The 24,544-nt window shown below is 67.6% G+C and carries 24 protein-coding genes; 12 read left to right on the top strand and 12 right to left on the bottom strand.

What is annotated here, in order from left to right:
* Nucleotides 1-146: 146 nt before the first annotated feature.
* A complete protein-coding gene (locus ACFPO9_RS07400) occupies nucleotides 147-1,100 on the top strand; it encodes a gliding motility protein GldB-related protein (RefSeq protein ID WP_379768973.1) in 954 nt (317 codons plus the stop codon).
* A 1-nt stretch (nucleotide 1,101) separates the two neighbouring features.
* Here ACFPO9_RS07400 and ACFPO9_RS07395 read toward each other — a convergent pair whose 3' ends face one another.
* On the bottom strand, nucleotides 1,102-1,779 hold the full coding sequence (locus tag ACFPO9_RS07395) for a Fe2+-dependent dioxygenase (RefSeq protein WP_379768971.1): 678 nt from the start codon (nucleotides 1,777-1,779) through the stop codon (nucleotides 1,102-1,104).
* 74 nt (nucleotides 1,780-1,853) lie between these two features.
* Nucleotides 1,854-4,139 (bottom strand): TonB-dependent receptor, encoded by a 2,286-nt coding sequence (locus ACFPO9_RS07390; RefSeq protein WP_379768969.1) that lies wholly within the window; start codon nucleotides 4,137-4,139, stop codon nucleotides 1,854-1,856.
* A 177-nt stretch (nucleotides 4,140-4,316) separates the two neighbouring features.
* Between ACFPO9_RS07390 and ACFPO9_RS07385 the strand changes: the two genes are divergently transcribed.
* Complete coding sequence (locus tag ACFPO9_RS07385; protein WP_379768967.1) at nucleotides 4,317-5,567, top strand: DUF2863 family protein; 1,251 nt, start codon at nucleotides 4,317-4,319, stop codon at nucleotides 5,565-5,567.
* Nucleotides 5,568-5,686: 119 nt separating this feature from the next.
* On the opposite strand, the gene ACFPO9_RS07380 is transcribed toward ACFPO9_RS07385, so the two are convergent.
* The 6 genes from ACFPO9_RS07380 to ACFPO9_RS07355 form a co-directional block, all read right to left on the bottom strand.
* Entirely contained in the window at nucleotides 5,687-7,384 is a 1,698-nt protein-coding gene (locus ACFPO9_RS07380; RefSeq protein ID WP_379768965.1) for an FAD-dependent oxidoreductase, read from the bottom strand.
* A 39-nt stretch (nucleotides 7,385-7,423) separates the two neighbouring features.
* A complete protein-coding gene (locus ACFPO9_RS07375) occupies nucleotides 7,424-8,545 on the bottom strand; it encodes a serine hydrolase domain-containing protein (RefSeq protein WP_379768963.1) in 1,122 nt (373 codons plus the stop codon).
* A gap of 29 nt (nucleotides 8,546-8,574) precedes the next feature.
* Entirely contained in the window at nucleotides 8,575-9,051 is a 477-nt protein-coding gene (locus ACFPO9_RS07370; protein ID WP_379768961.1) for a CYTH domain-containing protein, read from the bottom strand.
* Nucleotides 9,052-9,066: 15 nt separating this feature from the next.
* Nucleotides 9,067-10,191: a M14 family metallopeptidase gene (locus ACFPO9_RS07365; RefSeq protein WP_379768959.1), complete on the bottom strand. Its 1,125-nt coding sequence runs from the start codon at nucleotides 10,189-10,191 to the stop codon at nucleotides 9,067-9,069.
* 10 nt (nucleotides 10,192-10,201) lie between these two features.
* Nucleotides 10,202-10,567: a hypothetical protein gene (locus ACFPO9_RS07360; RefSeq protein ID WP_379768957.1), complete on the bottom strand. Its 366-nt coding sequence runs from the start codon at nucleotides 10,565-10,567 to the stop codon at nucleotides 10,202-10,204.
* A gap of 181 nt (nucleotides 10,568-10,748) precedes the next feature.
* The gene (locus tag ACFPO9_RS07355) at nucleotides 10,749-10,991 is read right to left on the bottom strand and encodes a KGG domain-containing protein (RefSeq protein WP_379768955.1); all 243 of its coding nucleotides are present in this window, start codon (nucleotides 10,989-10,991) and stop codon (nucleotides 10,749-10,751) included.
* 325 nt (nucleotides 10,992-11,316) lie between these two features.
* Between ACFPO9_RS07355 and ACFPO9_RS07350 the strand changes: the two genes are divergently transcribed.
* From ACFPO9_RS07350 to ACFPO9_RS07330, 5 genes are all read left to right on the top strand, one after another.
* Entirely contained in the window at nucleotides 11,317-12,264 is a 948-nt protein-coding gene (locus tag ACFPO9_RS07350; protein ID WP_379768953.1) for a hypothetical protein, read from the top strand.
* A 165-nt stretch (nucleotides 12,265-12,429) separates the two neighbouring features.
* The gene (locus tag ACFPO9_RS07345) at nucleotides 12,430-13,146 is read left to right on the top strand and encodes an SDR family oxidoreductase (RefSeq protein ID WP_379768951.1); all 717 of its coding nucleotides are present in this window, start codon (nucleotides 12,430-12,432) and stop codon (nucleotides 13,144-13,146) included.
* Nucleotides 13,143-13,706, top strand: coding sequence for a D-glycero-alpha-D-manno-heptose-1,7-bisphosphate 7-phosphatase (locus tag ACFPO9_RS07340; protein WP_379768948.1), 564 nt, complete (start codon nucleotides 13,143-13,145; stop codon nucleotides 13,704-13,706). The genes ACFPO9_RS07345 and ACFPO9_RS07340 overlap by 4 nt, the downstream gene beginning before the upstream one ends.
* On the top strand, nucleotides 13,703-14,803 hold the full coding sequence (locus tag ACFPO9_RS07335; RefSeq protein ID WP_379768946.1) for a glycosyltransferase family 9 protein: 1,101 nt from the start codon (nucleotides 13,703-13,705) through the stop codon (nucleotides 14,801-14,803). Before ACFPO9_RS07340 ends, ACFPO9_RS07335 begins: the two co-directional genes overlap by 4 nt.
* A 60-nt stretch (nucleotides 14,804-14,863) precedes the next feature.
* Nucleotides 14,864-15,355 (top strand): hypothetical protein, encoded by a 492-nt coding sequence (locus ACFPO9_RS07330; protein WP_379768943.1) that lies wholly within the window; start codon nucleotides 14,864-14,866, stop codon nucleotides 15,353-15,355.
* Between the two features lies 1 nt (nucleotide 15,356).
* Here ACFPO9_RS07330 and ACFPO9_RS07325 read toward each other — a convergent pair whose 3' ends face one another.
* On the bottom strand, nucleotides 15,357-15,767 hold the full coding sequence (locus tag ACFPO9_RS07325; protein WP_379768941.1) for a hypothetical protein: 411 nt from the start codon (nucleotides 15,765-15,767) through the stop codon (nucleotides 15,357-15,359).
* Nucleotides 15,768-15,883: 116 nt separating this feature from the next.
* Between ACFPO9_RS07325 and ACFPO9_RS07320 the strand changes: the two genes are divergently transcribed.
* The 4 genes from ACFPO9_RS07320 (at nucleotide 15,884) to ACFPO9_RS07305 (ending at nucleotide 19,033) form a co-directional block, all read left to right on the top strand.
* Entirely contained in the window at nucleotides 15,884-16,594 is a 711-nt protein-coding gene (locus tag ACFPO9_RS07320; RefSeq protein WP_379768939.1) for a S24 family peptidase, read from the top strand.
* 1 nt (nucleotide 16,595) lies between these two features.
* Nucleotides 16,596-16,886 (top strand): hypothetical protein, encoded by a 291-nt coding sequence (locus ACFPO9_RS07315; RefSeq protein ID WP_379768937.1) that lies wholly within the window; start codon nucleotides 16,596-16,598, stop codon nucleotides 16,884-16,886.
* Between the two features lie 197 nt (nucleotides 16,887-17,083).
* Nucleotides 17,084-17,413 (top strand): hypothetical protein, encoded by a 330-nt coding sequence (locus tag ACFPO9_RS07310; protein WP_379768935.1) that lies wholly within the window; start codon nucleotides 17,084-17,086, stop codon nucleotides 17,411-17,413.
* 18 nt (nucleotides 17,414-17,431) lie between these two features.
* The gene (locus tag ACFPO9_RS07305; protein WP_379768932.1) at nucleotides 17,432-19,033 is read left to right on the top strand and encodes a response regulator; all 1,602 of its coding nucleotides are present in this window, start codon (nucleotides 17,432-17,434) and stop codon (nucleotides 19,031-19,033) included.
* Here the strand turns inward: ACFPO9_RS07305 and ACFPO9_RS07300 are convergent.
* The 3 genes from ACFPO9_RS07300 to ACFPO9_RS07290 are packed head-to-tail and all read right to left on the bottom strand — an operon-like array spanning nucleotide 19,030 to nucleotide 23,976.
* Nucleotides 19,030-21,450: a sensor histidine kinase, YfiR-like protein-associated gene (locus ACFPO9_RS07300; protein ID WP_379768930.1), complete on the bottom strand. Its 2,421-nt coding sequence runs from the start codon at nucleotides 21,448-21,450 to the stop codon at nucleotides 19,030-19,032. The genes ACFPO9_RS07305 and ACFPO9_RS07300 overlap by 4 nt on opposite strands.
* Before the next feature lie 2 nt (nucleotides 21,451-21,452).
* Nucleotides 21,453-22,037, bottom strand: a complete 585-nt coding sequence (locus tag ACFPO9_RS07295; protein WP_379768927.1) for a TOL_0243 family YfiR-like periplasmic protein — start codon at nucleotides 22,035-22,037, stop codon at nucleotides 21,453-21,455.
* A gap of 1 nt (nucleotide 22,038) precedes the next feature.
* Entirely contained in the window at nucleotides 22,039-23,976 is a 1,938-nt protein-coding gene (locus tag ACFPO9_RS07290; RefSeq protein ID WP_379768924.1) for a TOL_0244 family TonB-dependent receptor, read from the bottom strand.
* 137 nt (nucleotides 23,977-24,113) lie between these two features.
* On the opposite strand from ACFPO9_RS07290, the gene ACFPO9_RS07285 reads away from it, so the two are divergent.
* The gene (locus tag ACFPO9_RS07285) at nucleotides 24,114-24,470 is read left to right on the top strand and encodes a hypothetical protein (RefSeq protein ID WP_379768922.1); all 357 of its coding nucleotides are present in this window, start codon (nucleotides 24,114-24,116) and stop codon (nucleotides 24,468-24,470) included.
* Nucleotides 24,471-24,544: the final 74 nt, after the last annotated feature.

The following is a 24,544-nucleotide window of genomic DNA, read 5'->3' as shown; positions in this document are numbered from 1 at the left end:
AGCCTCAGTAACCAAGGCCGGAACCTGCGAAGGTTCCGGCCTTTTTTCATTCTCGGGAAAATGCGAGCCTGGTGAGATTGTGAGGAATTCTGCGGCCACAATCCCGGTATCCTGCAGCTTCAATGACAGATGCAGGCATACCGACCATGAAATTCCGCCGTGCCGCCCTCGTTGGCGCAACACTCTTGTCCAGCCTTGCCGCCGCAGCCCCCGGCGTCGATCCCTTGAGCGCCGACATCGACGCCCGCGACGCGCTGCGCTTCGCGCGTCTCATGCAGAACGGTGCCGTGCCTGCGGCCGAGGTGCTGCAGCGCGACTATCTGGACGGCGCCGGGCCCGGGGTGAAAATCTTTACGCCCAACCGGATCGGCGACGCGCAACGCCTGGCGCGGGTGGTGGCGGCCAAGCCCGAGAACTACCGCTATGCCATCCGCGAATGCCTGCCGCAATTGCCTGCCCTGCGCGGCGACCTGCGGGCAATCTACCTGGCTTTTGCGGGCCTGCTGCCGGAACGCCCGCTGCCCGCCATCCACGTGGTCTTCGGCGCCAGCAGCTCGGGCGGCACCGCGAACGCAGAAGCACAGGTGATCGGCCTGGAAATCACTTGTCTGCCGGGCACCACGCGCGAACAGTTCCGCACCACGATGCGCAGTTTCTTTGCGCACGAAACGGTGCACACCTGGCAGGCCGACAGAACCCCGCAGGAGCTGGCCGACCCCCTGCTGAGCGAGACCTTGCGCGAGGGCGTGGCCGATTACCTGGCGAGTCTGGTGACCGGCGAAATACCGGACCTGGAGCGCGATGCGTGGGCCCGTCAAAGGGAAGCCTGGCTGTGGCAGGAATTCCAGCGCGATCGCCAGGCCATGCTGGAGGACAGCGCCAGCCTGCGCAAGCCGATGGCCAGCCCCCGCTTCCGCCGCTGGATAGCGAACTACAGCTCGCCGCCCGAAGGATGGCCTTCCGAAGCCGGCTACTGGGTCGGAATGCGCATCGCCGAAGCCTACGTGGCGCGCGCGAGCGACAAGCACGCCGCCATCCGCGAGCTGATCGCGCTGCGCGATCCGGACGCGATCCTGAAGGCCAGCGGCTACGGATTGTGAGTCAGGTCTCCGCCCACTGCCGCAGCAGGTTGTGATAATGCCCGGTGAGCCCCACCAGCTCCGGCCCATCGCCGTGCTTCGCGCGCAGCGCCTGGATGTTCGTATCCAGCTCGTACAGCATCGAGCGCTTCCAGTCATCCCGCACCATGCTTTGCACCCACAGGAAGGACGCCACGCGCTCCCCTAGCGTCACCGGCTGCACCTCGTGGATGCTGGTGGACGGATACACGATCGCGTCCCCGGCCGGCAGCTTCACTTCGTGCGTGCCGTAGGAATCGATCACGCTCAGCTCACCGCCTTCGTATTCCTCCGGATCGGACAGGAACACGGTGCAGGACACGTCGGTCCGCAGGGCCGGCCCGCCGCGTTGGGCGCGAATGGCGCCATCCACGTGCGGCCCGTAATGCTCGCCGCCGGCATAGCTGTTGAAGAAAGGCGGCAGGATCCGCAGCGGCAGCACGCTCGCGAAGAACAGCGGGTGCGCCATCAGCGCCGCGGACACGATCTGCCCTGATTCGACAGCGGCCGGCGACCCTTCCGCCAGCTGGCGGTTGCGTTTGACCTGCGCGCCCTGGCTGCCGACGCTGGCGCGGCCGTCGATCCAGTCGGTGGACGCCAGGCGCTCGCGCATCGCTTTCACCTGTTCCGGCGTCAGCACCCCAGGAATATGCAGCATCATGATCTAAGCACTCCGCAAATGAAAAGGCCCTCCCCGCAGGCCGCGGGAAGAGCCAATGATACCTATAAACAGGCTCAGAACCTGAAGTTGGCCGTCAGGGTGGCCGAACGGCCCGGCGCCACGCCCGCATAGTGCGGGGACGACACCTTGTCGAAGTACAGCTTGTCCGCCAGGTTCTGCAGGTTCAACTGCAGGCTGATGTCCTTGTTCAGGGTGTAGCTGGCCATCGCGTCGAAGCGCGCATAGCCCGGCACCCACTTGTTGTTGTTGACGTTGGCGTAGACCTTGGACATTGCGCTCATGCCGAAGCCGGCGGTGAAGTCCCTGGTGAAGGCATAGCTGGTCCACAGCGAGGCGCTGTTCTTCGGCGTGGTCGGGAAGCGGTTGCCGTTGAAGGGCGAGGGCACGAAGCTGCTGCCCGAGGCGATGAAGCCGTTGTCCGCGATTTCCGCGTCCAGATACGTGTAGCCGCCGAACACGGTCCAGGCGCTGGTCAGCTTGCCCGAGAAGCCGAGTTCCACGCCCTGGATTTCCTTGCGGCCGACGTTCTGGGTCGTGCCGTCCGGCGCCGTGACGCGGGCATTGTTCATGGTGCTCTTGAACAGCGCGCCGGTCACCGACAGGCGGCCGCCCGGCAGCAGGTCCCACTTGGTGCCCAGCTCGAGGTTGCGGCTGCGCTGGGGCTGCAGGTTCTGGATGACCGCGGTCAGCGCATCCAGGCCATCGCCGCCGTCGTTGCCGGGCGGGGTCGCCGAGCTGGCGAAGGACAGGTAGATGCTGCCGTTCTTCGTCGGCTTGAAGACCAGGCCGGCCTGGGTGCTGACGAAGTCGGTGTCGACCACGGCGTGGGCGGCGACCGTGGTGGCGGTCGGCAGCGTGTCCAGGGTGCTCTGGAAGTCGTCCCAGCGCAGGCCCAGGTTCAGCAGCCACTGCGGGTTGATCTCGATGGTGTCGAAGGCGTAGGCGGCGCGGGTCTTGGTCGACACATGGGTCAGCGCGCCCGACAGCGTGCGGGTGTAGACCCAGGGGTCGTAGGGGTTCGGGTTGACCAGGGTGGTGCAGTTGTACAGCGTGGCCGCGCCGGAAGTCGGGCAGGTGAAGGTGTTGGTCAGCGGGTTGTTGGTGCCCGGGGTGAAGATATAGCTGCTGCGCTCGGTGGTCTCGCGGTCGAATTCGACGCCGGTGTTGAAGCTGTGCTTCAGGCCGGCGGCCGTCAGTTCGCCGTTCAGGCTCGTCACGTTGGCGAAGGTGCGGGTCTCGGTGGCGCGGGTATTGGCGCGGCGCCAGACGGTGCCGTAGCGGACCGTGTTGCCCTTGGAATCGTCGGGCTGGGTCCAGACGTAGTCGTTGTTCGATTTGCCGTAGCGGGTCACGTTGCGCAGCGCCAGCGTCGGGCTGAACTCGTGGCGCAGGTCGATGGTGCCGACGTCGCTCTTGGTATCGCGGAAATCGCGGTTGGCCAGGCCGTAGAAGGTCTCGCGGTCGACCGCGAACGGGGTGCCGTTGCCGTTTTTCGACACGTCGGCGCCGGTGGTGACCGGGTTGTTGAAGGGGATGCCGGTGTCCGGGATTTCGTGGGAAGTCAGGTGGTACAGGCTGACGATGGCGCGGTCCGGGCCCTTCAGGCCGAAGGTGACGGTGGGCGCCACGCCCCAGCGGTTGCCGCCGACCACCTTGCGGCCGGGGACGTCGTTCTCGTGCGCCATCGCGTTCAGGCGGAAGGCGCTGTTATTGCCGAGCGCGCGGTTGACGTCGCCGGTGATGCGGCGGTACTTGTCGCTGCCGATGCCCACCGAGGCGTTGTTGAAGTCGTAGCCCTGGGCCGACTTGCTGACCAGGTTGACGCCGCCGCCGGCCGAGGAACGGCCGCCGTAGGCCGAGTTCGGGCCCTTCACCACTTCGACCTGTTCGAGGTTGAAGATCTCGCGCGACTGCGAACCGGCGTCGCGGATGCCGTCGATATAGGTATCGGTCTGGGCGTTGTAGCCGCGGATGAACATATTGTCGCCGACCGGGTTGCCGCCTTCGGCCGCGCCGATGGTGATGCCGGGCACGGTGCGCAGCGCGTCCGTCAGCGAGACGGCGCCGGTCTGGGCGATGGTGTCCGCGGTCACCACCGTCACGGATTTCGGCGTGTCCAGGAGCGGCGCGGTGAACTTGTCGTTGGCCGAGACCGGACCTGCCTTGGTATTGGCGCCCGTCACCTGCACAGTCGGAATGTTCTGGTCGATCGCGTTATCCGGCGCCGCCTGGGCGGCCGGCATGCCAAGGGTGGCCAGCAGGGCCATTGCCGGGGCCGGAAGGACGCGGGCGTGCTTGCGGCTCGTGATGAAGGATGCTTGCTTGTTATTCTTGGTCATGGGATGGATAACGCGAAAGGATAATGAGAACGATTCGCATTATGATTCCTGTTGAGTTTTTTGGCAAGCTTCGAACTTGCCTGTGTGTTACAGGCATGTGGCCGAATCAACTACAATACCGTGGATAAGGGTTTATCATGGCCCTCTGAGTCATCGTTCCACATTCAAACACCTACTATGCGTCGCTCCTCCAAAGACTCACCCAAACTATCGGCAGAAAGCCAGCGTCTAGTCAGCATCAGCCAAGCCATCGTGCAGGCCGCCAGCCGCGTTGAAGAACGGACCTGGGAGCGCAATCTCGACTCGCAGCTGCAAAAGCTGCTCAAGACCAACCACCAGGACAGCATCGACGCCGCCCTGAACGTCCTGTTCAAGGGCGACCTGGCCGTCTACGACGTGCTGATGGACGGCGTCGAAGCGGTCAGCGAATCCTCGACCATGACGGAACAGGCGGACGGCGCCGAAGTCACCTGGCAGGCCCTGCTGGTGGCCGCGCCCGTGCTGGCCTGGACCCGCTTCTCGATCGCTTCCGGCACCATCCCGAACGACATCGTCGGCACCCTGTCGGCCCACTTCTCGGCCCACCTGCTGGCCGATGGCGCCCGCATGGCGATGGCGCCGACCCTGTACTCGCTCGACCAGCTGCCGCGCACCCACGCCGAGACCTACGGCCTGACCCACAAGCTGGCCCAGGCCGCGCACAAGAAGGGCGCGAGCCTGAAGCCGGCCGCACCCGGCCCGGACGCTTCGCAATTCCTGGCCGATACCCGCTACCTGCTGGTGGCCGTGATCGCCCCGGTGGGCGCCCCGCTGTTCCGCTGGCAGGAGCCGCAGCACCACGTCAACTTCGAAGCCGTGCGCGACGCCGCGCTGGAGCAATGGCGCGCCCAGGCCGGTCCGAACATCGCGCGCCTGCTGCCCGGCTGCGGCACCGAGCTGCTGCTGCCGGAAGCTTATTACGTGGCCTGCCGCGAGGCGGACAAGCTGATTCGTCCGGTTTCGGTGCGCGCCGCCGTGCACTACCTGACCTACACGCTGGGCGTCGAACCGGGCGACCTGCGCGCCGTGATCGCCGGCTTCGGCGACGAAGTCAACGACAGCCAGGTCGACGAATACCGCGTCGGCTTCACCCTGCGCCAGTCGCCGGACGTCGTGTACGGCATCGTCTGGCCGCTGTACGGCCAGGAAGACGAGGAAGGCACGCCGATGGAAGGCCCGGTCCACAGCGACCGCCCGCTGGCGCCGATCGACGAGATCGCCAAGCACCTGAACGAGATGGGCGTCGCCCACGTCAAACGCATCGCCGAGCGTTATGTCGCCGAGTATTGCGACGACTGCGGCGCGCCGCTGTTCGCCGACCCGACCGGGGAGCTGGTGCATGCCGAGATGCCGGAGGATACGCCGGCGGGGAATGAGCACTTCCACTAAAGCTTGTAACGGCGTTCCCGCGCCTTAAGTCCGTCGTCCCCGCGAAGGCGGGGACCCAAGTTTTGCGTGCGCTTACGTATGCTTGAAACTTGGGTTCCCGCCTTCGCGGGGACGACGGGTTAGTTTGCCAAATAGGCGTGTATCTGCGCCACCACCGCAGCCCCCTCCCCCGCCGCAGCCGCCACCCTTTTGGTCGACCCCGACCGCAAATCCCCCACCGCAAACACCCCATCCACGCTGGTCTCCAGGCCGCGCCCGTGCAAATCGCGCCCGGCATCGGCCCCGGTCAGCACGAAGCCCTTGTCGTCCAGCCCCACCTGGCACTCGCGCAGCCAGTCGCTGTTCGGATCGGCGCCGACGAACAGGAACATGTGCCGGGTCTCGAAGGCCAGCTCGCGTCCATCGGCGATGCCGCGGCAATGCACCGTGCGCAAGCCGCCCTCGTCGCCGTCCAGCGCCGCCAGGTCGAGCCGGGTGTGCAGCTGGATGTTCGGCGCCGCGGCGATACGCTCGATCAGGTAGCTCGACATCGTCTCTTCGAGCCCGCCCCGGCGCACCATCAGGTGCACGGTCCTGGCATGCGCGGACAGGAACACGGCCGCCTGCCCGGCCGAATTGCCGCCGCCGACCAGCACCACTTCCTGCCCGCGGCACAGGCCCGCCTCCACCGGCGAAGCCCAGTAGTACACGCCGCGGCCTTCGTACTGCTCGAGGCCGGGCAGTTCCGGCCGGTGGTAGCGCGCGCCGGCCGCCAGCACCACGGTGTTCGCGCGCAGGCAGGCGCCGTCGTCGAGCTCCAACTTCAGCGGCCGCTCATGGCACAGCAGGCGCGTGGCCTGGGCCGGGATCGCGACCTCGGCGCCGAACTTGAGCGCCTGCACGTAGGAGCGGCCGGCCAGCGCGCGGCCCGATATCCCGGTCGGGAAGCCGAGGAAGTTCTCGATGCGTGCGCTGGCGCCGGCCTGGCCGCCGTAGGCGCGCTGGTCCAGCACCATCACCGATAAACCCTCGGAAGCCGCGTACACGGCGGTCGCCAGGCCGGAGGGACCGGCGCCCACCACCAGGACGTCGTAGACCTTGTCGCGGTCGATGCGCGGCAAGGTGCCGAGGCAGCGGCCCAGTTCGACCAGGGTCGGGTTGCGCATCACGAAGCCGTCGGGCAGCGCCACCAGCGGCCAGTCCGACTCGCTTTGCCAGTGCTCGCGCACCAGCTGCGCCGCTTCCGGATCGCGCGCCGGATCGCGCCGCGTGTACGGATAGGCGTTACGGGACAGGAAGTTCTCGAGCTCGAACAGGCCGGCGTGCGCGGGCGGGCCGATCAGGATCGGGCCGCCGGGGTGGTCGCCGATCAGCAGCACGCGGCGCAGGATGTAGGCCCGCATCACGCGCTCGCCCAGCTCGGCCTCGGCCATCATCAGCGCGCGGATCGCCGGCGCGTCCAGCTGCAGCGCCTCCAGTTCGCCCACCGCAATACCGTCGACCAGGGGCGGGCGGCCCGACAGTTGGGCGACTTCGCCGCTGAACTGGCCAGGTCCGTAGTCGACCACCTCGACCCGCTCGCCGAGCGCATTGCCGCGGCTGCACACGAGATGGCCCTGCAGCACCACCAGCATGCCGGGCGAAGCGCCGCAGGCGTGGAACACGCATGCGCCATCGGCCCAGCGCCGTGGCTGGCCGAAGCGGCGCACGCGCTGCAGCTCGTCGTCGCTCAAGGTGGGAAAGATCTGGTGGCCGCGCGTGGCGAGGTCGACGACGGCGCGGGATTCGGGGTCGGCGCCGAGGGCATCGGGACCGAAGGTCGGCAGCTGGTCTGGCATGGCGGGCACCTCATCGAGGATCGTGCCCGCCAATCTACCCTACTTTTGCCGGATGGCGGCGATCACCCGCTTGGCGAACTCGGCCGTGTTTCCCGCATGCCAGCGCCACACCACCACCAGCTCATGCTCGGGCGAGACCACGATGTCGTTGCTGCCCGCCCCCAGCGCCGCATAGGCGGTGGCCGGCAGGCCCGGCAGGTTCTTGCCTTTGGTGTTGAGCCACCACAGGTAGCCGTAGTCGGGACCGTGCTCGCTCGGCATCAACGCCGCCTTCACATAGTCCCGCGGCAGGATCTGCTTGCCGTTCCAGGCGCCGCCGCGCAGCCACAGGTAGCCGAAGCGCGCCATGTCCCAGGAATCGATCCACATGCCGCCGCCCCAGCGCGTGCCGCCGCTGACCGAGGGAACCAGCTTGCCGTTCAGCTCGACATAGCTGTTGGTATAGGGCACCCACTTCCAGGTGTTCGAGGCGCCGATCGGGTCCATGACTTCCTGCTGGAACACCTCCGGCACCGGTTTGCCGAACACGCGCAGCAGCGACAGCGCGAAGCGGTTGATGCGGGCGTCGTTGTATTCGTAATGCTGGCCGGGCGCTTCCAGTACGCGCGGCTTGCGCTCGCCGGCGCCGAAGGCGTCAATGCCGACGAAGTCCGCATTCTTGCCCCACATGCTGCCTTCCCACTCGGATTCCTGCTGCAGGTGGTGCTTCCAGGTGATGGCGGCGTTGTGCGGCGAGGCATAGCCGCCGTCCTGCACGGCCTGGCCGACCGGCTGGTTCAGGTCGGTGATCTTGCCGTCGCGCACGGCGATGCCGGTCACCGTCGACAGCATGCTCTTCGCCACCGAATAGGTCGGGTCGACGAAGTGCGTGTCGCCGAACTCGGCCACCACATAGCCCTTGTAGATCACCACGCCATTGGTGGCGGCGCGCCGGGTCGGCAGCGAACCGAGTGGCTGGCCGAAGGTCTGCTGCTGGTCCGAAAAGTCTTTCGCGCGCTCGGTCTCGTGGGCGCTGGCATAGGCAATCGCTTCGGCCAGTTTCGCCGGGTCCATGCCCAGCGAGGCCGGCGATTTGTGGGCCCAGGCACCGGCGGGCGGGAAGTACGAAGCGGACGGCGCGGAGACGGCGGCAGCGGCAAACAGAGCCAGGGACAGAAACATGACGGTAAGGCGCGCGGGAGCTCCAGGCATCATGTCGCGTCGTTCCACTTCGAGTAAGGCAGCCGGATCAGGCTGGAATTGTAGTAGCGCTTCTCGCCCGTCACTTCCCGGCCGATCCAGTCGGGCTTCTCGAAGGCCTCGTCTTCGCTGCCGAGCTCGATCTCGGCGACGACCAGGCCGGCGTTCTCGCCCTTGAATTCATCGACTTCCCAGGTATGCCCGGCATGCTCGATGCGGTGGCGCGTCTTCTCGACCAGCGGCTGCTCGCACAGGCCGTCCAGCAGTTCGGCGGCGTCCGCCACCGGAATCTCGTATTCCCATTCGCCGCGTGAGGCGCCGGTGCTCTTGCCCTTGATCGTGAGGACGGCGCGCTCACCCTCGATGCGCACGCGCACGGTGCGCACCGGGTCGGCCGCCAGGTAGCCCTGGCGCATCAGGGTCGGCTGGCCGAGCCCGCGCCAGCCGTCGTTCTTGAGGAGGAACTTGCGCTCGATTTCGATGCCCATGGTCCTCCCCTTCCCTCAGTCGTCCAGCGACAGCAGGATGGGCTGCAGCATCGCCGCGCCCAGCGCCGCGCTGCGGGCGCCGTTCCAGCCGACATAGCTGTCGGGCAGGTTGGCGTTGTCCTTGAACGGCATTTCGAGGGTCAGCGACAGGCACTTGTAAGTGTGGCCGATGTACTTCGAGGCCAGGGTCAGCAGTTCCTCGTTGTACTTCGAGGCCGCGTAGCCGTGGACGTTCTGGAAGTCCGGGCTGGACGCCATGTAGCGCTCGACGAAAGCGTTCTGCGCGGCCAGGCGCTGGGGCGTGAAGTCCTGCAGCATCTCGCTGCCGGCCACGAAGTTGTAGGGCAGCGCTTCGTCGCCGTGGATGTCGAAGAACATGTCGACGCCGGTTTCCTCGATCTTGCGCTTCACGCACAGGACTTCCGGGCTGCGCTCTGCCGACGGCGTCATCCACTCGCGGTTCAGGTTGGCGCCGGCCGCATTGGTGCGCAGGTTGCCGCGCACGGAGCCGTCCGGGTTCATGTTCGGCACGATGTAGAACACGGCGCGCTGCAGCAGCTTGCGCGAGACCGGGTTCGAATTGTCGAGCAGCGCATCCATCATGCCCTCGACGAACCACTCGGCCATGGTCTCGCCCGGGTGCTGGCGGGCGATGACCCAGATCTTCTTCTCGGCCTGCGGATTGCCGACCACCACCAGGTTCATGTCGCGGCCGTCGACCGTGGTGCCGATGTCGTGCACGCGGGCGACCGGGTTCTCGGCCACTTCGCCCAGCAGGCGCAGGTGGCGCTCCCAGGTGTAGGGCTCGAAATAGGCGTAATAGATGCTGTCGAGCTCAGGCGTGTGATCGATGGTCATCACCTGGCCGTCGAAGCTGGTCGGCACGCGGAACCAGTTCTCGGTGTCGTAGCTGGCGACCGCCTGGTAGCCCTCGAAACCCTTCGGATAAGTGGCCTGGCCGGCATTCAGGAAGCGGATCGTGCAGGCCTGGCCGCGCGCGCCCTGCAGGCGGAAATGGAACCACTGGTGGATGTCGGCGTGCGAATCCTTGCGCAGGTTCAGGTCGATCTTCGACGGGCTCTCGGCGCTGACGACGTCGATGGCGCCGGAGTCGAAATACTGGCTGATCTTGATGGGCATGGCCGCTCCTTTATTCGTCGAGGTCGATCAGGTCCTGGCTGTAGGCGTGCAGGATCTGGCGCATCAGTTCGACGTTGCCGCGATCCAGGACCAGGGTCAGGTCGGGCTTGATGTCGAGGTTGAAGGTCATGCTGATCTTGCCCGGCTGGACCTTGCAATTGACCGTCAGGGCGCGCGGGACGTTCGCATCCCAGTCCCATTGCGTGATCTGCGGCCCGGGCGGCGGCGGCTGCAGGCTGGGATCCTGGTTGGGTGGGAGGTTCTTCAGCAGGAAGAAAACGATCGAGGCCGGGATAACGAAACAGGTGTCATTCGCGCCCTGCGCGGAGAACTTCGCCAGCAACAAATTACCGACCCGGTCGCACGACATAGCCATGCTTTTGACTTGACGGATGACCGCAGATTTCACGACAACTCCTATGAGATTGGACAAAAAGGCGCAGCGATTCTACCTTATCCCATACGCGAATTGTGTGAAAGAAAAACAAAACGGGGAGCCCTGCTCCCCGATCTTGTGCCCGGAAGGGACGGCGCCGCCACCGCCCTGCAGCAGCAGCTTACTGTTTGTTGCCGCGCGAGCCGCTGCGCGACGATCCGCCCGCTGCCGACTGGCGGTTGCCATGGCTCATGCTGCCTGCGCGGCGAGCCTCTTCCGAGGTGAACTCGTGCGCCGTGCCCTTCTGGTGAGCGGCCTTGCCGCCCTGGCTGGCGATTTCGCGCTGACGTTCAGGATCCATCGACGCAAATCCGCGGTTTTTCGTACCGCCACTCTGTTTGTTGCCCTGGTTGTTCGATGCCATGGTGCTCTCTCCTCAATGCTCTAAAAACCGCCGCGTCCTGCGGCAGGCCGGTTCCGACGCTCTCAACAGATCTTGATGAGCGTCAGTCTGAATCATCTTAGGCATGCGGGATGGATGAGACTATAGGACGTTATCAGATGACTTTGTAGGACAATGTGAGACAGAAAATGCACAGCCGAAAGTTACTTCCAGTAGTAAATTGTTAAGAAAGGCAGTCGTCAGTACTAGTCCTACAATCACCCGCTGTTTCTTCCTATACTGAACTTGCCTCCCGGCGCGCATTATCTTTATAAGAATGCATCGTTCCAGTTGAAAGGAGACGGCCATGGATGCGAACCAACGCAGTGAAGTCAACAACCAGACGAACAACGTCGCCAACGAAAAATGGACGCCCGGCGCCAAGGGCAAGACCGCGGACGACGGACCGCTGGATCACACTTATCCCGCCGGCCTCGGCTCCGAGCAGATGGGCGGGCAGAATGTCGACACGATGGGTGGCCGGCAGGACAACCAGTCGCAGGAACCCGGCGGTTCCATGCAGAACCAGATCAGCGGCGGCTCGGGCACCGTGCAGGGCATCACCGACAGCCACCAGCGCCAGATGGAGCAGAAGTCCGGCGCCTACGGCATCCTCGAAGAGCCGCTTGGCCATCGTCCCGGCGGATCGGGCGCGAACGTGAGTCCGCACCACGGCGACTCGCAGGTCGCTAACCGGAGCGGCGGCAGCATGCGGTCGGGCAGTACGCAGTCAGGCAGCATGCAATCCGCCAGCCGCAGCGGCACCAGCGGCGGCGGCATGCACGGCCCGCAGAGCGCGCCGACCAGCCTGAACGCGGGATCCGGCACGGGCAACCGGCAACAGGGCAGCAGCCTGTACGTGTCCGACAATTCCACCCGCAACGGCGGCGGCATGCGCGGCCCGCTGAGTGGTTCCCAGGGCAATGGCCAGGAAGCCCAGCAGGGTAACACCCAGCTCGGTGTGTCCGGCTCGGGATCGATGGCGAACCAGGCCGCCAGCATCGGCGGCGTGCACGAATCGAACGACGCGGCCGGCGGACTGCCGCGCTCGCCTGGCAACAGCGGCGCCCGCAACGCGGCCGGCAGCACCGACCGCGCCGGCTCGCAAACCGGCGCCGGCGCCGCCGAGAGCGGACCGCCGGCGCACGACTCGAACGACGCCGCCGGCGGCTACCCGCGCAGCCCCGGCTATGCCAACAAGCTGTCCGGCGACCAGAACATGGACGACGACACCGGCTTCAAGCGCAAGCCCTAAAATCCTGAGCCCCTGAGCCCCTGAACGAACGCGCCGCCCACCGGCGCGTTTTCTTTTGCAGCCTGACGAACACGCTTGACGCAGATTCAGGCATTCCCGCTGCAAGGGAACCCTGCCGTTCCCGCCCCGGTCGAACCCGTCACATCATTCATACGGGGGAAGACCATGCGCGGCAAGACTGCTTTCATCACCGGCGCCGCCAGCGGCCTCGGCGCCGCCCTGGCCGATGCGCTGGCCGCCGAAGGCGCCGACATCGTCGCCGCCGACATCCATCCCGCCGCCCTGCGCGACCTGCTGCCGCGCCTGCGCGCCCACGGCGTGCGCACGGATGCCGTCGAACTCGACGCCGGCGACCCGGCCCAGGCCCACGAGGCCATCGAGCGCACCCTCGACCGCATGGGCCGCCTCGACATCCTGGTCAACAACGCCGGCGCCGACGTCACCCTGCCGATCGACGAACTGCGCGAGGAAGACTGGCTGCGCGTGATCGGCGCCAACCTGAACGGTCCATTCCTGCTATCGAAGTATGCCGCCCTGCACATGCGCCGCCAGGGCGCGGGCGACATCGTCAACATCGTTTCCACCGCCGCCAGGCGCGCCTGGCCCCAGGCCAGCGCCTGGCACGCCAGCAAGTGGGGCCTGCTCGGGATGTCGCACGCCCTGCACGCCGAGCTGCGCCCGCACGGCATCCGCGTCACCGCGGTGGTGGCCGGCGGCATGCGCACGCCGCCCCTGGGCGACGGCTTTCCCGAGCTCGATCCCAACGTGCTGCAAGATCCGGCCGACGTGGCCCAGGCCATCCTCGGCGCCCTGCTGCTGCCGCGCGCGAGCATGGTGCCGGAGCTGACCGTGCTGCCGGTGCGGGAGACGTCCTGGCCATGAAAGCAGTCTTCCTGGACAAGGACGGCGCCCTGGCCGACGACCTGCCGTACAAGGTCGAGCCGCAGCGCATCAGCCTGTGCAGCGGGGCCGGCCCGGCCCTGCGCCTGCTGTCGCGGCTCGACTACCGGCTGTTCGTGGTCAGCAACCAGGCCGGGATCGCCTTCGGCCGCTTCAATGAAGGCGACATGGAGACCGTCCACGACCGCCTGCAGGACCTGCTGTTCCGCGAGCATCTCACGCTGGACGGCTTTTATTACTGCCCGCACCATCCGGACGGCAGCGTCGGCGCCTATGCCTGCGACTGCCACTGCCGCAAGCCCATGCCCGGCATGCTGCTGCAGGCGGCGCGCGACCACGGCATCGACCTGCGCTCGTCCTGGATGGTCGGCGACATCCTGCACGACGTCGAAGCGGGTAACCGCGCCGGCTGCCGCACCATGCTGATCGATAACGGCAACGAGACCGAATGGCGGCTGGGACCGCGCCGCATCCCGACCCGCATGGCGCCCGACCTGTATGCCGCGGCGGTACTGATCGCCAGCCATGGGGATATGGCATGACGGCGGGCGCGAGGCCGGCATGGGAGGACGCGCGCCGCATCCTGTGCGTGCGCCTGGACGCCCTCGGCGATGTCCTGATGTGCACGCCGGCACTGCGGGCATTGCGCGATGCGGCGCCTGGCCGCAGCCTGACCCTGCTGAGTTCGCGCTCGGGCGCGGCGGCGGCGCCCTTCATCCCCGAAATCGACGATGCGATCGTGCATGCGGCGCCCTGGATGCAGGCGGCGCAGCCGTCCCGGCCCGACGAGCTGTTCGCGCTGGCGGCCAGCCTGGCCGCGCGCCGCTTCGACGCCGCCGTCGTGTTCACGAGCTATACGCAAAGCGCCCTGCCCGCGGCAACCCTGTGCTGGCTGGCCGGGATCCCGCTGCGGCTGGCATACTGCCGCGAGAATCCCTGCCACCTGCTCACCGACTGGGCCGAGGAGCCCGAGCCGCAACTGATGGTGCGCCACGAGGTCCAGCGCCAGCTGGCGCTGGTGCGGCGCGCCCGGGCGGCGCCGCCGGCCGGATCGAAGCAGCCGCTGTCCTTCGCGCTGCGCAATGCCGACCTGGCCGCGATGCGCGCGCGCCTGCTGCGCCTGGGCATCGATGCCGACCGGCCATGGCTGCTGCTGCATCCGGGCGCCGGCGCGGCTTCGCGCCGCTATCCCGCCGGCCACTGGGCGCGCGCGCTGGAGCTGCTGGCGCCGCGCAGCAGCCTGCCTGTCGTGATCGTGGGCGGCGCGCCAGACGCCGGCACGATCGCGGAGATCCGCGCCGGCTGCGGCGTTCCCGTTCATGCGCTGGCCGGCGAATTGAGCCTGGGCGAGCTGGGCGCCGCGCTGCGGCTGGCGGCCGTCGCCCTGACCAACAACAGCGGCCCGGCCCACGTGGCGGCCGCGGTGGGCACGCCGGTGGTCGACCTGTATGCGCTGACGCATCCCCAGCACACGCCCTGGCAGGTGCGCAGCCGGGTGCTGTTCCAGGACGTGCCCTGCCGCTTCTGCTTCAAGAGCGCCTGCCCCGCCGGCCACCACGGATGCCTGGCCGGGGTGGCGCCGGAGCGGGTGGCGGAGGCCGTGCTGGAACTGCTGCCGATGCCCGCCTCGATCAGTTAGCGGGCCTGCGGTAGCCGCGCGCCGCCTGGCGCGGCATTGCGAGCGCCGCCGATGCCGCGGTTGACGCTGCCGATCCGCGGCGTCGCTGGCGCCGCCGGTGTCGACGTCGATCTCGGCCAGCAGGGGCCAGGGCGGGATCCTGCGTTCGACCGGCAGCGTGGCGGCGCCGGCAAAATTGCCGGGCGCCGCCACGTAGCTCATCTGGTAGGCGGCCGCCTGCACCGTGCCCGCCTGCACGCTGTCCGGCAGATACAGGCTGACGGCCAGGTCGGCCAGCGCCGGTACCGCCAGCGCGACCGGTCCGACTCCACGCTCTTGCCGGCCGGGATGGTGAGTTCAAGCTTGCCGCCGAAACGCAGCTCGCGGTCGCTCGCGGCGGCGATGGCGGCGCCGTCCTGCCGCAGCGCGATGTGGGCGGAAGCGATGCGCAGCGCGGTGGCGGCGCGTCCGGGCAAGCGGCGGGTGGCGGCGTATCGTTCACGTCAGGCGGTCCGGTCGGGCCAAGAACTGCCGCGCATAACCGGCCTCGCCGCCGGCCGCAATCCGGCCTGACTCACAAGCTCTCGCGCACCTGGCGCACGGCCTCGGCGGCGTCGTGCGCGATCTCGGCGATGTCCTTGCTGCGGCGCCGCTCGAACCACAGCAGCACCGCGCCGACGATCCACCAGGCCGGCAAGCCCGCCAGCACCAGGAAGGGCGCGGCCACCATCAGCACGCCCAGTTCGGCCGGCCCGCCGGCCAGGATCGCGAACTGCCCGCTCGACGCGAACAGGGCCGGCCACCAGCAGTAGGCGGCGATGGCGAGGATCGGCCCCGCCACCGTGCAGGCCAGCAGCGTGCAGACGAAGCGCGCGGCCGCCTCGCGTCCCGACTTCGGCCACAGGAACAGGAAGCCGAGGCCGGTCGCCGCCAGGCCGGCGGCAAACGGGACGGCGGCGAGCTTGAGGAACAGGATCGCGATCATGGTGTGTCTCCAGCGTTGATTATTGGCTGATAAAGGTTTAGTATTCGATACGAGTATAGAACTCTAAACTGATCAAAGTCAAGAACACTACACCAATCGAGTTTAGGATGCTAAACATGAACTCCCTGGCCGAACGCCTGAATGTCATCCATCACGACCTGCCCCAGCTCGAAGGAGAGCGTGGCCAGACCGGTCTCGTCAAGGCGTCCGGCGCCTCGAAGAGCGTCGTCAACCAGTGGCTGACCGGGAAGATCAAGTCGATGGATATCCGCTACGCCCTGAACCTCGAGCGCGAGCTCGGGATCTCCCACATCTGGCTGATGACCGGCGAAGGCGACCGCCACCATGCGCCCCTGCACGGGGTTCCGGATGCGATGCCGGTGCGCGCCGCCGCCAACGACGACGCCGACTTCGTCCAGATCCAGATGGTCAAGCTGCGCCTGTCCGCCGGCATCACCGGCTTCCAGACCGAGCCGGAGCAGCGCGAAGGCGGCACCCTGGGCCTGCGCCGCTCGTGGATCGAACGCCACCAGTTGCGCGCCGAGCACCTGATCGCCATCCTGGTCAAGGGCGAGAGCATGGAACCTTCACTGTTCGAGGACGACATCGTGATCGTCAACACCCGCGACACCAAGCCGGTCGACGGCGCCGTCTATGCCTTCAACTACGAGGGCGAAGCGGTGGTCAAGCGCCTCGTGCGCGACGCCGGCCAGTGGTGGCTGACTTCGGACAACCCGGACCAGCGCCGCTACCACCGCAAGCTGTGCAAGGGCGCCGAATGCCTGGTGATCGGCCGCGTGGTGCGCAAGGAAAGCGACCGGATCTGAGATGAAGATCCGGGTCGCGCTGACGGTGCTGAAAGGCGTGCGGGTGGCGGTGGCTTTCCCGCCGCCGGCCTGGGTCGTGCCGGGCATGGGCGATGCGCTGCTGGCGCGGCTGCAGCCCTGGTTCCCCGCCCTGCCGGTGCTGCTGGCGGCGCCACAGCCGCACGGCGTGCGCGCGCATGCGGCCTTCCAGGCCCAGGCGCTGGTCGAAGGCGCCGGGCTCGCCGGACTGGAGACGATCGAGATCGACCTGGACCTTCAGCCGCCGGAAGCCTGGGAGGCGCCGCCTTTTTAAGGATGTTATTAAGGTAATATCCCTGTGGAACCTTTTACGCCGCAGGACCATGACACAACGAATTCGCGGCTTCGATGGCTTGCGCGCCATCGCGGTCTGCCTGGTATTCCTCCAGCATAACGCGCACATCACCGTGTTCGGCCGGGCCAGCTGGGCGTCTGGATCTGGGCCCGCTGCGCTACGCCGGCTCGGCCCTGGTGCTGGGCCTGAACCTGGCGGTGCGCCTGCGCGAGACCCGCCCGCTGGCCGCCTTCGGCAGGATCAGCTACGGCTTCCATCTGTACCACCTGGCCGTGCCGCTGCTGCTGGACAGCGCCTGGTACCGCCACGGACTCGCGCTGCTGCATGTGACCATGCCCGGGCCGGACGGGCGTGCAGTGCTGGTCTTCATGCTTACGCTGGGCCTCGCCAGACTGTCCTTCGTGCTGGTCGAGATGCCGATCATGCGGCTGGGCCGCGACGCCGGCATGCGAATCAAATCGCGTGCTTCTTTGCAACTTTGGTATGCTGCACGACCGATAAAATAAATACGAACCGGAGACAAGGTGCCCCCATTCGAGCGTCCCAGGATTTTGGTCGTCAACGACGACCATGCCAGCCTCCTGGCGCTGACCAGCCTGCTCGATCTCTGGGCAGAGGAACTGAACTACACGGTCGTCAGCGCCCGCTCCGGGCACGAGGCCTTGCGCCAGGTGCTGCTGCACGACTTCGCCGTGATCCTGCTCGACGTGAACATGCCGGGCATGAACGGCTTCGAGACCGCCGAGGCGATCCAGCAGCACCCGCGCGCGGCGGAGATTCCCATCATCTTCATCACGGCTTACCAGGCCGACGAAGTCGCGCGCCTGCAGGCCTACCAGCGCGGCGCGGCCGACTTCATCTTCACGCCGGTGATCCCGCAGATCATGCGCGCCAAGGTGTCGGTGTTCGTCACCATGGCGCAGAAGAACGAAGAGCTGCGCCGCCAGACCGCCGCGCTCGGCCAGCATACCCAGGAACTGGTCGACATCAACGAGCGGCTGACCCGGGAGATGGAAGAACGCCACGCCGTCGAGCGCGCCAGCCACGCCAAGGACGAGTTCCTGGCGATGCTGGGGCATGAGCTGCGCAATCCGCTGTCGGCAATCAGCAGCGCGGCCTCGCTGCTGGGCATGCCGGCCATCACCACCGAAATCGCGCTGCGCGCGCGCGGCATCGTCCAGCGCCAGACCAGGCAGCTGAGCGCCATCGTCGACGACCTGCTGGACCTGTCGCGCGCGATGTCGGGCAAGGTGGTGCTGGCGCGCCGCCCGCTCGACCTGGGCAAGCTGGTCGAGACCTGCCTCGCGACCTACCGCGCGACCGGACGCGCCGGCATGCACACGCTCACGGACGAACTGGACCCGGCCTGGGTGGACGGCGATCCCGCGCGCATCGAACAGGTGGTGTCGAACCTGGTCGAGAACGCCCTGAAGTACACGCCGCCGGGCGGCGTCATCGAGGTGTCGGTGCAGCGCATCGGCGACGAGGCGGTACTGGTGGTCAAGGACAACGGCATCGGCATCGCCGCCGATCTGCTGCCGCAGGTCTTCGACATCTTCATGCAGGTCTCCAGCGCGCTCGACCGCTCGCAGGGTGGCCTGGGCATCGGCCTGTCGCTGGTGCGGCGCATGGTGGAACTGCATGGCGGCGCCATCGCCGTCAGCAGCGAGGGCTGCGGCCGGGGCAGCGTCTTCACGGTGCGCCTGCCGGCGATCGCGCCGGCCGAGACGGTGCAGCCGGCGCGCCCGGCCAGGACGCCCGGCGCCAGGCCGAGCCTGCTGCTGATCGACGATAGCGACGACGGCCGCGAAATGATGGCGCTCGCACTGCGCGCCCAGGGCTACGAGGTGCGCCAGGCCGGCGACGGCATCCGCGGCATCGAAGCGGCGCTGGCCGATCCGCCGCAGGTCGCGCTGATCGACATCGGCCTGCCCGGCATGGACGGCTACGAAGTCGCGCGGCGCCTGCGCCAGGACCCGGCCACCAGCGGCATCAAGCTGATCGCGCTGACCGGCTATGGCCTGGTGAAAGACCAGAACCGGGCGCTGGAAGCCGGCTTCGACCTGCACCTGGTGAAGCCGGTGACGACCGACCGCCTGTGCGCGATCATCGACGAACTCAGTTAAACGCTGCTGACCTCTTCCAGCAGCGACTGCAGCGCGGCCAGCGTGAAAGGCTTGGGCAGGAACAGCGGCTTGACCTCGAGGCCGGTGGACTCCGGCGCGCCGTAGCCCGACGAGAAGATGATCTTCATCTGGCTGTCGCGTGCCGCCACGATGCGCGCCAGTTCCAGGCCCGACATGCCGGGCAGCGAATGGTCGGTCAGCAGCACGTCGAATTCCTTCTGCGCCAGCAGCTCGAGCGCCTGCTCGGCGCTGCCCACGCCTTCGACGCCGTGGCCGAGGATCAGCAGCAGTTCGGACAGCATGCTGCGGGCGTCCTGGTTGTCTTCCACCACCAGGATCGACAGCGGCACCTCGGGCACCGGCAGCGGCGCTTCCGCCTCGCCGGGCGCCTTCGCCTGCACCGCCTGCACCGCCGGCGGCGGCGCGGCGTGCGCTTCCTTGCGCGCCGTGAACAGCTGGCGGATCTTGCGCGCCAGTTCGTCGCGGCGGTAAGGCTTGCTGATCAGCTCCACGCCCGGATCGAGGCGGCCGCCGTGCACGATGGCGTTCTGGGTATAGCCAGAGGTGAACAGCACTTCGATGGCCGGCAGCATCTGCTTGGCCTGGCGCGCCACCTCGATGCTCCGCACCGGGCCCGGCATGACGACGTCGGTGAACAGCATGTCGACCGGGACCCCGCTTTGCAGGATGGTCAGCGCGCCCTGCCCGTCGCTGGCCTTCAGCACGCGGTAGCCGAGACCCTGCAGCATGTCGACCACGGTGGCCTGCACCGCCAGGTCGTCCTCGACCACCAGGATGGTCTCGCTGCCGCCCAGCACCGGCGCATTGCGCAGGTTGGGCAGTTCGACTTCCGGCTGCATCGAGCGCGGCAGGTAGATCTTGATGGTGGTGCCGCTGCCCACTTCGCTGTAGATGCGGATGTGGCCATTGCTCTGCTTGACGAAACCGTAGGCCATCGACAGGCCCAGGCCCGTGCCCTCGCCCTCGCGCTTGGTGGTGAAGAAGGGCTCGAAGGCGCGCGCGGCGACTTCCGGCGGCATGCCGCAGCCGGTGTCCGAAATCGCCAGCATCACGTACTGGCCGGCCGCGACTTCCGGCTCGTGCAGCACGTAGTGATCGTCCAGCATGGCGTTGTTCAGTTCGAGCGTGAGGCGGCCGTCGCCCTTCATCGCGTCGCGCGCGTTGATGGCCAGGTTGAGGATCACGTTCTCGAGCTGGTGCGGGTCGGCCATGGTGGTCCACAGGCCGCCGGCGACCACGGTCTCGATCTGCACCGATTCGCCCAGCGCCCGGCGCAGCAGGTCGTCCATGCCGCGCAGGACGCGGCCGATGTTGGTGGCCACCGGCTGCAGCGGATGGCGGCGCGCGAAGGCCAGTAACTGCGACGACAGCTTGGCGCCGCGGTCTGCCGCGAAGGCGGCGGATTCGAGGCGGCGCTGGGCTTCCGGATTGCCCGCCAGGGACATCTGCAGCAGCTGCAGGTTGCCGGCGATGACTTGCAGGACGTTGTTGAAGTCGTGCGCGACGCCGCCGGTCAGCTGGCCGATGGCTTCCAGCTTTTGCGACTGGCGCAGCTGGGCATGGGTCTTTTCCAGCTCGGCGGTGCGCTCGCGGATGCGCGCTTCCAGCGAATTGTTCAGCTCACGTACCGCTTCCTCGGCGGCGATGCGCTCCTCCATCTCGTGCTGCATCTGCGCGTGCGAGGCTTCCAGCGCCTTGGCGCGTTCGCCGACTTCGCCGAGCATGCCGTTGAAGGCGTCGACCAGCACCCCGACCTCGTCCTCGGTGGTCTTCGGTACGCGCATCGAAAAGTCGCGACGGCGGATCACCTGGTCGACGGCCTCGGTCAGGGCCAGCACCGGCTTGATGATGGCGGCCTGCAGCCAGCTGGACATCAGCATGGCGATCAGCAGGCTGCCCACCAGCACCGCAGCGAGGATGCCCAGGTAGCGCTTGACCTGGGCCATCAGCGGATATTCGGCCGCGATATAGGCGATGCCGGCGGTCTCGCCGTTGCGCAGCATCCTGACACTGACCGCGATCTCGCCGCCGGCGATGACGCGGCCTTCGCGCGGCAAGGCCTTCGGCAGCTTGCGCGCGTCCTCCGGCGTTTTCGAGTACCAGGCGAACAGCGAACCGTCCGGCCGGTAGATGGCCGCGGTGACGATCAGCGGCCTGGCGCGCAGCTGCAGCAGGTTTTCCTGGGCCACTTTGGTATCGTTGAATTCGAGCGCGGGCTGGGTGACCGTGGCCAGGATGTCGGCCTGGGCGCGCAGGTCGTCGGCCCAGCCGGTCTGGTAATTGCGGACGTCGAGCGCCAGCATCGTGGCGCAGGCCACCAGCAGCGCGCTCAGGGTGGTCATCAGCACGCCCAGCACCAGCTTGCGCGAGATCGATTGTTTAACGGCGCCAAACATGCTCAAGACTTCCCTTTCACCACGTTCGTGGCCACGCTGAACAGGCGCGAGTTCAGGCGCAATCCGCTCTGCTCGGCCATATCGACGGAGACTTCGAACCGGACCCGGTCGTCGACGGTCCGGAAATTGATGATGCTGCCCAGGTCGAGCGCGCCGTCCGCGGCGCTGACGGTCAGGATCGGCCGGCCCTTCGCCTGGCGCAGCCATTGGCCCAGGCGGGCGCGTTCGTTGCGGCCGACGTAGAGCATGTGCAGGTCGTTCACGGTATCGCCCGGCAGCAGGCGCTTGACGATGACGCCGCGGTTGTTGACGCTGCGCCCGGCGGCGATGCGCGCCAGTTCGTCCGCCACCGCATCGTCGCCGGCGACCCCGATCACATAGGGCGTATCGGGCTGCGGGAAGGCGCCTGGCGGCCAGTCGGCGTAGTTCAGGAACTTGTGCAGGTAAGCGGCCTGCACCCGCTCTTCACTGGCCGCGATCTGGGCGCCGGCCGCCGCTGCCGGCACGGCGGGCGCCAGCGCGGCGGCGCCGAGCAGGAAGGCCAGGAGCGCGGCGCCAAACCGCTGGCGATGGCCCGAGTCGGTCATCTTATAAAGTCCAGACCAGCTTGAGCAGCGCCGCGCGCTCGTAGGCATGGCGTCCTCCCGCGGCGCCGGCTTCGGCGTGCTTCGGATCGAGCAGGTTACGTCCGATCAGCGACAGCTCCAGGCCCTTGCGGATCCGCCAGCCGTAGCGCAGGTCGAGCGCCGTGTAGGAAGGCACGGCCGGGCTTTCCAGCGCGCCGACGTAGCGCAGCGTGAAGTCCAGCTCCTGCCCTTCCGCCAGGTCGTGCGAGGAGCGCAGCATCCAGTAGTGGCTCGGATCGCTGGTGGCGAGGCCGGTCGCGCCGGTGCTGTCGCGGCTGCCGGGGTTGGCCGCGGTGTCGATGCGCTGCACCACGCCGCCGCCCATCAGGCGCCAGTTCTTCGCCGCCTGCCAGGTGGCCCAGGCTTCGATGCCGCGCGTGTCGCCGTGGGCGAAATTGCGGAACACGGAACCGGTGCCGTTCGGGTTCGGCTCCAGGGTGCGCAGCTTGTCGTAGCGGCCGAAGAAGGCAGTGGCCGAATACGACAGCGTCGCCATCGGCTGCGCGCGGTAGCCCAGTTCGAACACGTTGGCGACTTCGGATTCGAAGTCCGGGCCGCCGGCGATGCCGTACTGCGGCACGCCGTTCACGACGGCCGGCACGGTGGGCGCATACAGGTCGCGGTCGATGCGCGAGGGTGCGCGCACGGAGCGCGACAGCGAGCCCCAGACCAGCGTCGACGGCTTCGGATTCCAGGCCAGGCGCAGGGTCGGCAGCACCTCGACGCCGGTGTAGTTGTTGTCCTCGAACTTCAGGCCCGCGGTCAGGCGCAGGTTCTCGCGCAGCGCGAATTCGTCCTGGGCGAACAGGTTGGCCCAGTGCAGGTTCAGGGTGCCGGGCAGGAAGCCGAAGCCCGGGCCGTTCTGCACGCGGTCGTGGCCCCAGCGGTAGCCGCCGCCCCATACCAGGCGATTGCTTTCGCCCAGGTCGACGGCATGCTGCAGCTGCAGGTCGAGCGTGTCGAGATGCTCGACGAAGGCCAGCGGCTGATCGCGCTCGGTATGGTCCCAGTACATCTGCAGGGTCGCGGTGGAGCCGCCCGCGAAGGTCTGGTTCAGGCGGCCGAGCAGGTTGGCGCCGCGCACCTGGATGTCGGCGGTGCCGGCCTGGTGCAGCTTGCCGTCGACGACGTCGCCCTGCACCGTCACGTTGCGGCCTTCATTGCCCCAGTCGGTGCGGAAGCCCGCCTGCTGGCGGCGCCAGCCGGTGAGCACGGTGGCGCCCTTCTCGTTGCGCAGGTCGTCGTTGTCCGCGTACTTGGCGTACACGCGGTAGTGGCCGTCCTTGCCCAGCGCGCCGCCGTAGCGCACCGCGCCGTTGCGTTCGTCCTTGCCGTAGCTGGCGCTGAGCAGCGCGCCCTGGGTCGCCGCCGCCGGCTTGGTGATGATGTTGATCACGCCGTTGACGGCGTTGGCGCCCCACATGGTGGCGCCCGGACCGCTGATCACTTCGATGCGGTCGATGTCTTCCATGACGACGTCCTGCACGTCCCAGTAGACGCCCGAGAACAGCGGCGAATACACGGTGCGGCCGTCGATCAGCACCAGCAGCTTGTTCTCGAAGGGGTTGCTGAAGCCGCGCGACGTGACCGAATAGTTACGCGCATCGACGCGCGCCACTTCCAGGTTCGGCGCCAGGCGCAGCGCCTCGGGCAGCGTGGTGACGCCGGAACGGTGGATGTCGGCGCCGCTGATCACGAAGATCGACGAGGCCGCATTCGACAGCGACTCGGGCCGCTTGGACACCGAGGTGACCTGCACGTTGGCCAGCTCTTCGAGGCTCAGGTCGGCGATATCCTGGATGCCTTGCGCGGGCTGCTCGGCGTGGGCGTGCATCGCGAACAAGGACAGGGTGAGGCTGCCGACTAGGGGGCGCAGGCGCATTGTTTGTGGACGGGCCATGAGATCGCAGGAAAACGTAGACCCGGAATTCTAATCGAAAACATTACGATTCGTTACACACATTTGCACTCAAATTCATCAGTTGAGGCCGATCGGCGACGGTTTGCCGATCCCGCAATTGCCGGTATCATGCCCCCATGCGCCGTTGGATCATCATCATGCTGTTGCTCGTCTACCCATTCCAGGTTGCCCTGGCCGTGGCGGACCAGTGCTGCGTGACGACGCCTGCCGGCGTGACCCACCACAGCGCCGCGCCAGGCGATGGCGCCACCGCGGCGCAGGCTGTCGCCGCCGCCGCCGATGGCCAGGGCGCCCTGGCCGACCCGCATTGCGCCGCCTGCGTGTTCGGCCACATCTTCTACCTTCCTTCCGGCAGCATCGACCTTCCTGCCGCAGCGCATCACATGGAGCGCACGGCCTTCACCTTGCCGGGTCCGACCGCGCCGCCAAGGCGCCGCCTGGAGCGCCCCAAATGGTCTTCCGCCGCTGAGTAGCGCGCGGATCCTTGCATGGCGGGCCAGCCGGCCCGCACCTCCCGCGCGCCTGAACAGACCATTTCAGGAGCAGA

This window comes from Massilia aerilata (assembly GCF_042656905.1).
GTDB classification, from domain to species: Bacteria; Pseudomonadota; Gammaproteobacteria; order Burkholderiales; family Burkholderiaceae_D; genus Telluria; species Telluria aerilata.
This window is presented reverse-complemented; position numbering and strand designations above follow the sequence as displayed.

Bases quoted from the DNA above. Each gene is read 5' to 3' on its own strand.
- ACFPO9_RS07380 (WP_379768965.1), bottom strand. From the start codon at position 7,384: ATGCCAGACCAGCTGCCGACCTTCGGTCCCGATGCCCTCGGCGCCGAC.
- ACFPO9_RS07315 (WP_379768937.1), top strand. From the start codon at position 16,596: ATGAAGATCCGGGTCGCGCTGACGGTGCTGAAAGGCGTGCGGGTGGCG.
- ACFPO9_RS07370 (WP_379768961.1), bottom strand. From the start codon at position 9,051: ATGGGCATCGAAATCGAGCGCAAGTTCCTCCTCAAGAACGACGGCTGG.
- ACFPO9_RS07355 (WP_379768955.1), bottom strand. From the start codon at position 10,991: ATGGCATCGAACAACCAGGGCAACAAACAGAGTGGCGGTACGAAAAAC.
- ACFPO9_RS07285 (WP_379768922.1), top strand. From the start codon at position 24,114: ATGCGCCGTTGGATCATCATCATGCTGTTGCTCGTCTACCCATTCCAG.
- ACFPO9_RS07290 (WP_379768924.1), bottom strand. From the start codon at position 23,976: ATGGCCCGTCCACAAACAATGCGCCTGCGCCCCCTAGTCGGCAGCCTC.
- ACFPO9_RS07340 (WP_379768948.1), top strand. From the start codon at position 13,143: ATGAAAGCAGTCTTCCTGGACAAGGACGGCGCCCTGGCCGACGACCTG.
- ACFPO9_RS07390 (WP_379768969.1), bottom strand. From the start codon at position 4,139: ATGACCAAGAATAACAAGCAAGCATCCTTCATCACGAGCCGCAAGCAC.
- ACFPO9_RS07375 (WP_379768963.1), bottom strand. From the start codon at position 8,545: ATGTTTCTGTCCCTGGCTCTGTTTGCCGCTGCCGCCGTCTCCGCGCCG.
- ACFPO9_RS07350 (WP_379768953.1), top strand. From the start codon at position 11,317: ATGGATGCGAACCAACGCAGTGAAGTCAACAACCAGACGAACAACGTC.
- ACFPO9_RS07295 (WP_379768927.1), bottom strand. From the start codon at position 22,037: ATGACCGACTCGGGCCATCGCCAGCGGTTTGGCGCCGCGCTCCTGGCC.
- ACFPO9_RS07365 (WP_379768959.1), bottom strand. From the start codon at position 10,191: ATGCCCATCAAGATCAGCCAGTATTTCGACTCCGGCGCCATCGACGTC.
- ACFPO9_RS07345 (WP_379768951.1), top strand. From the start codon at position 12,430: ATGCGCGGCAAGACTGCTTTCATCACCGGCGCCGCCAGCGGCCTCGGC.
- ACFPO9_RS07395 (WP_379768971.1), bottom strand. From the start codon at position 1,779: ATGATGCTGCATATTCCTGGGGTGCTGACGCCGGAACAGGTGAAAGCG.
- ACFPO9_RS07300 (WP_379768930.1), bottom strand. From the start codon at position 21,450: ATGTTTGGCGCCGTTAAACAATCGATCTCGCGCAAGCTGGTGCTGGGC.
- ACFPO9_RS07325 (WP_379768941.1), bottom strand. From the start codon at position 15,767: ATGATCGCGATCCTGTTCCTCAAGCTCGCCGCCGTCCCGTTTGCCGCC.
- ACFPO9_RS07320 (WP_379768939.1), top strand. From the start codon at position 15,884: ATGAACTCCCTGGCCGAACGCCTGAATGTCATCCATCACGACCTGCCC.
- ACFPO9_RS07360 (WP_379768957.1), bottom strand. From the start codon at position 10,567: ATGGCTATGTCGTGCGACCGGGTCGGTAATTTGTTGCTGGCGAAGTTC.
- ACFPO9_RS07400 (WP_379768973.1), top strand. From the start codon at position 147: ATGAAATTCCGCCGTGCCGCCCTCGTTGGCGCAACACTCTTGTCCAGC.
- ACFPO9_RS07335 (WP_379768946.1), top strand. From the start codon at position 13,703: ATGACGGCGGGCGCGAGGCCGGCATGGGAGGACGCGCGCCGCATCCTG.
- ACFPO9_RS07385 (WP_379768967.1), top strand. From the start codon at position 4,317: ATGCGTCGCTCCTCCAAAGACTCACCCAAACTATCGGCAGAAAGCCAG.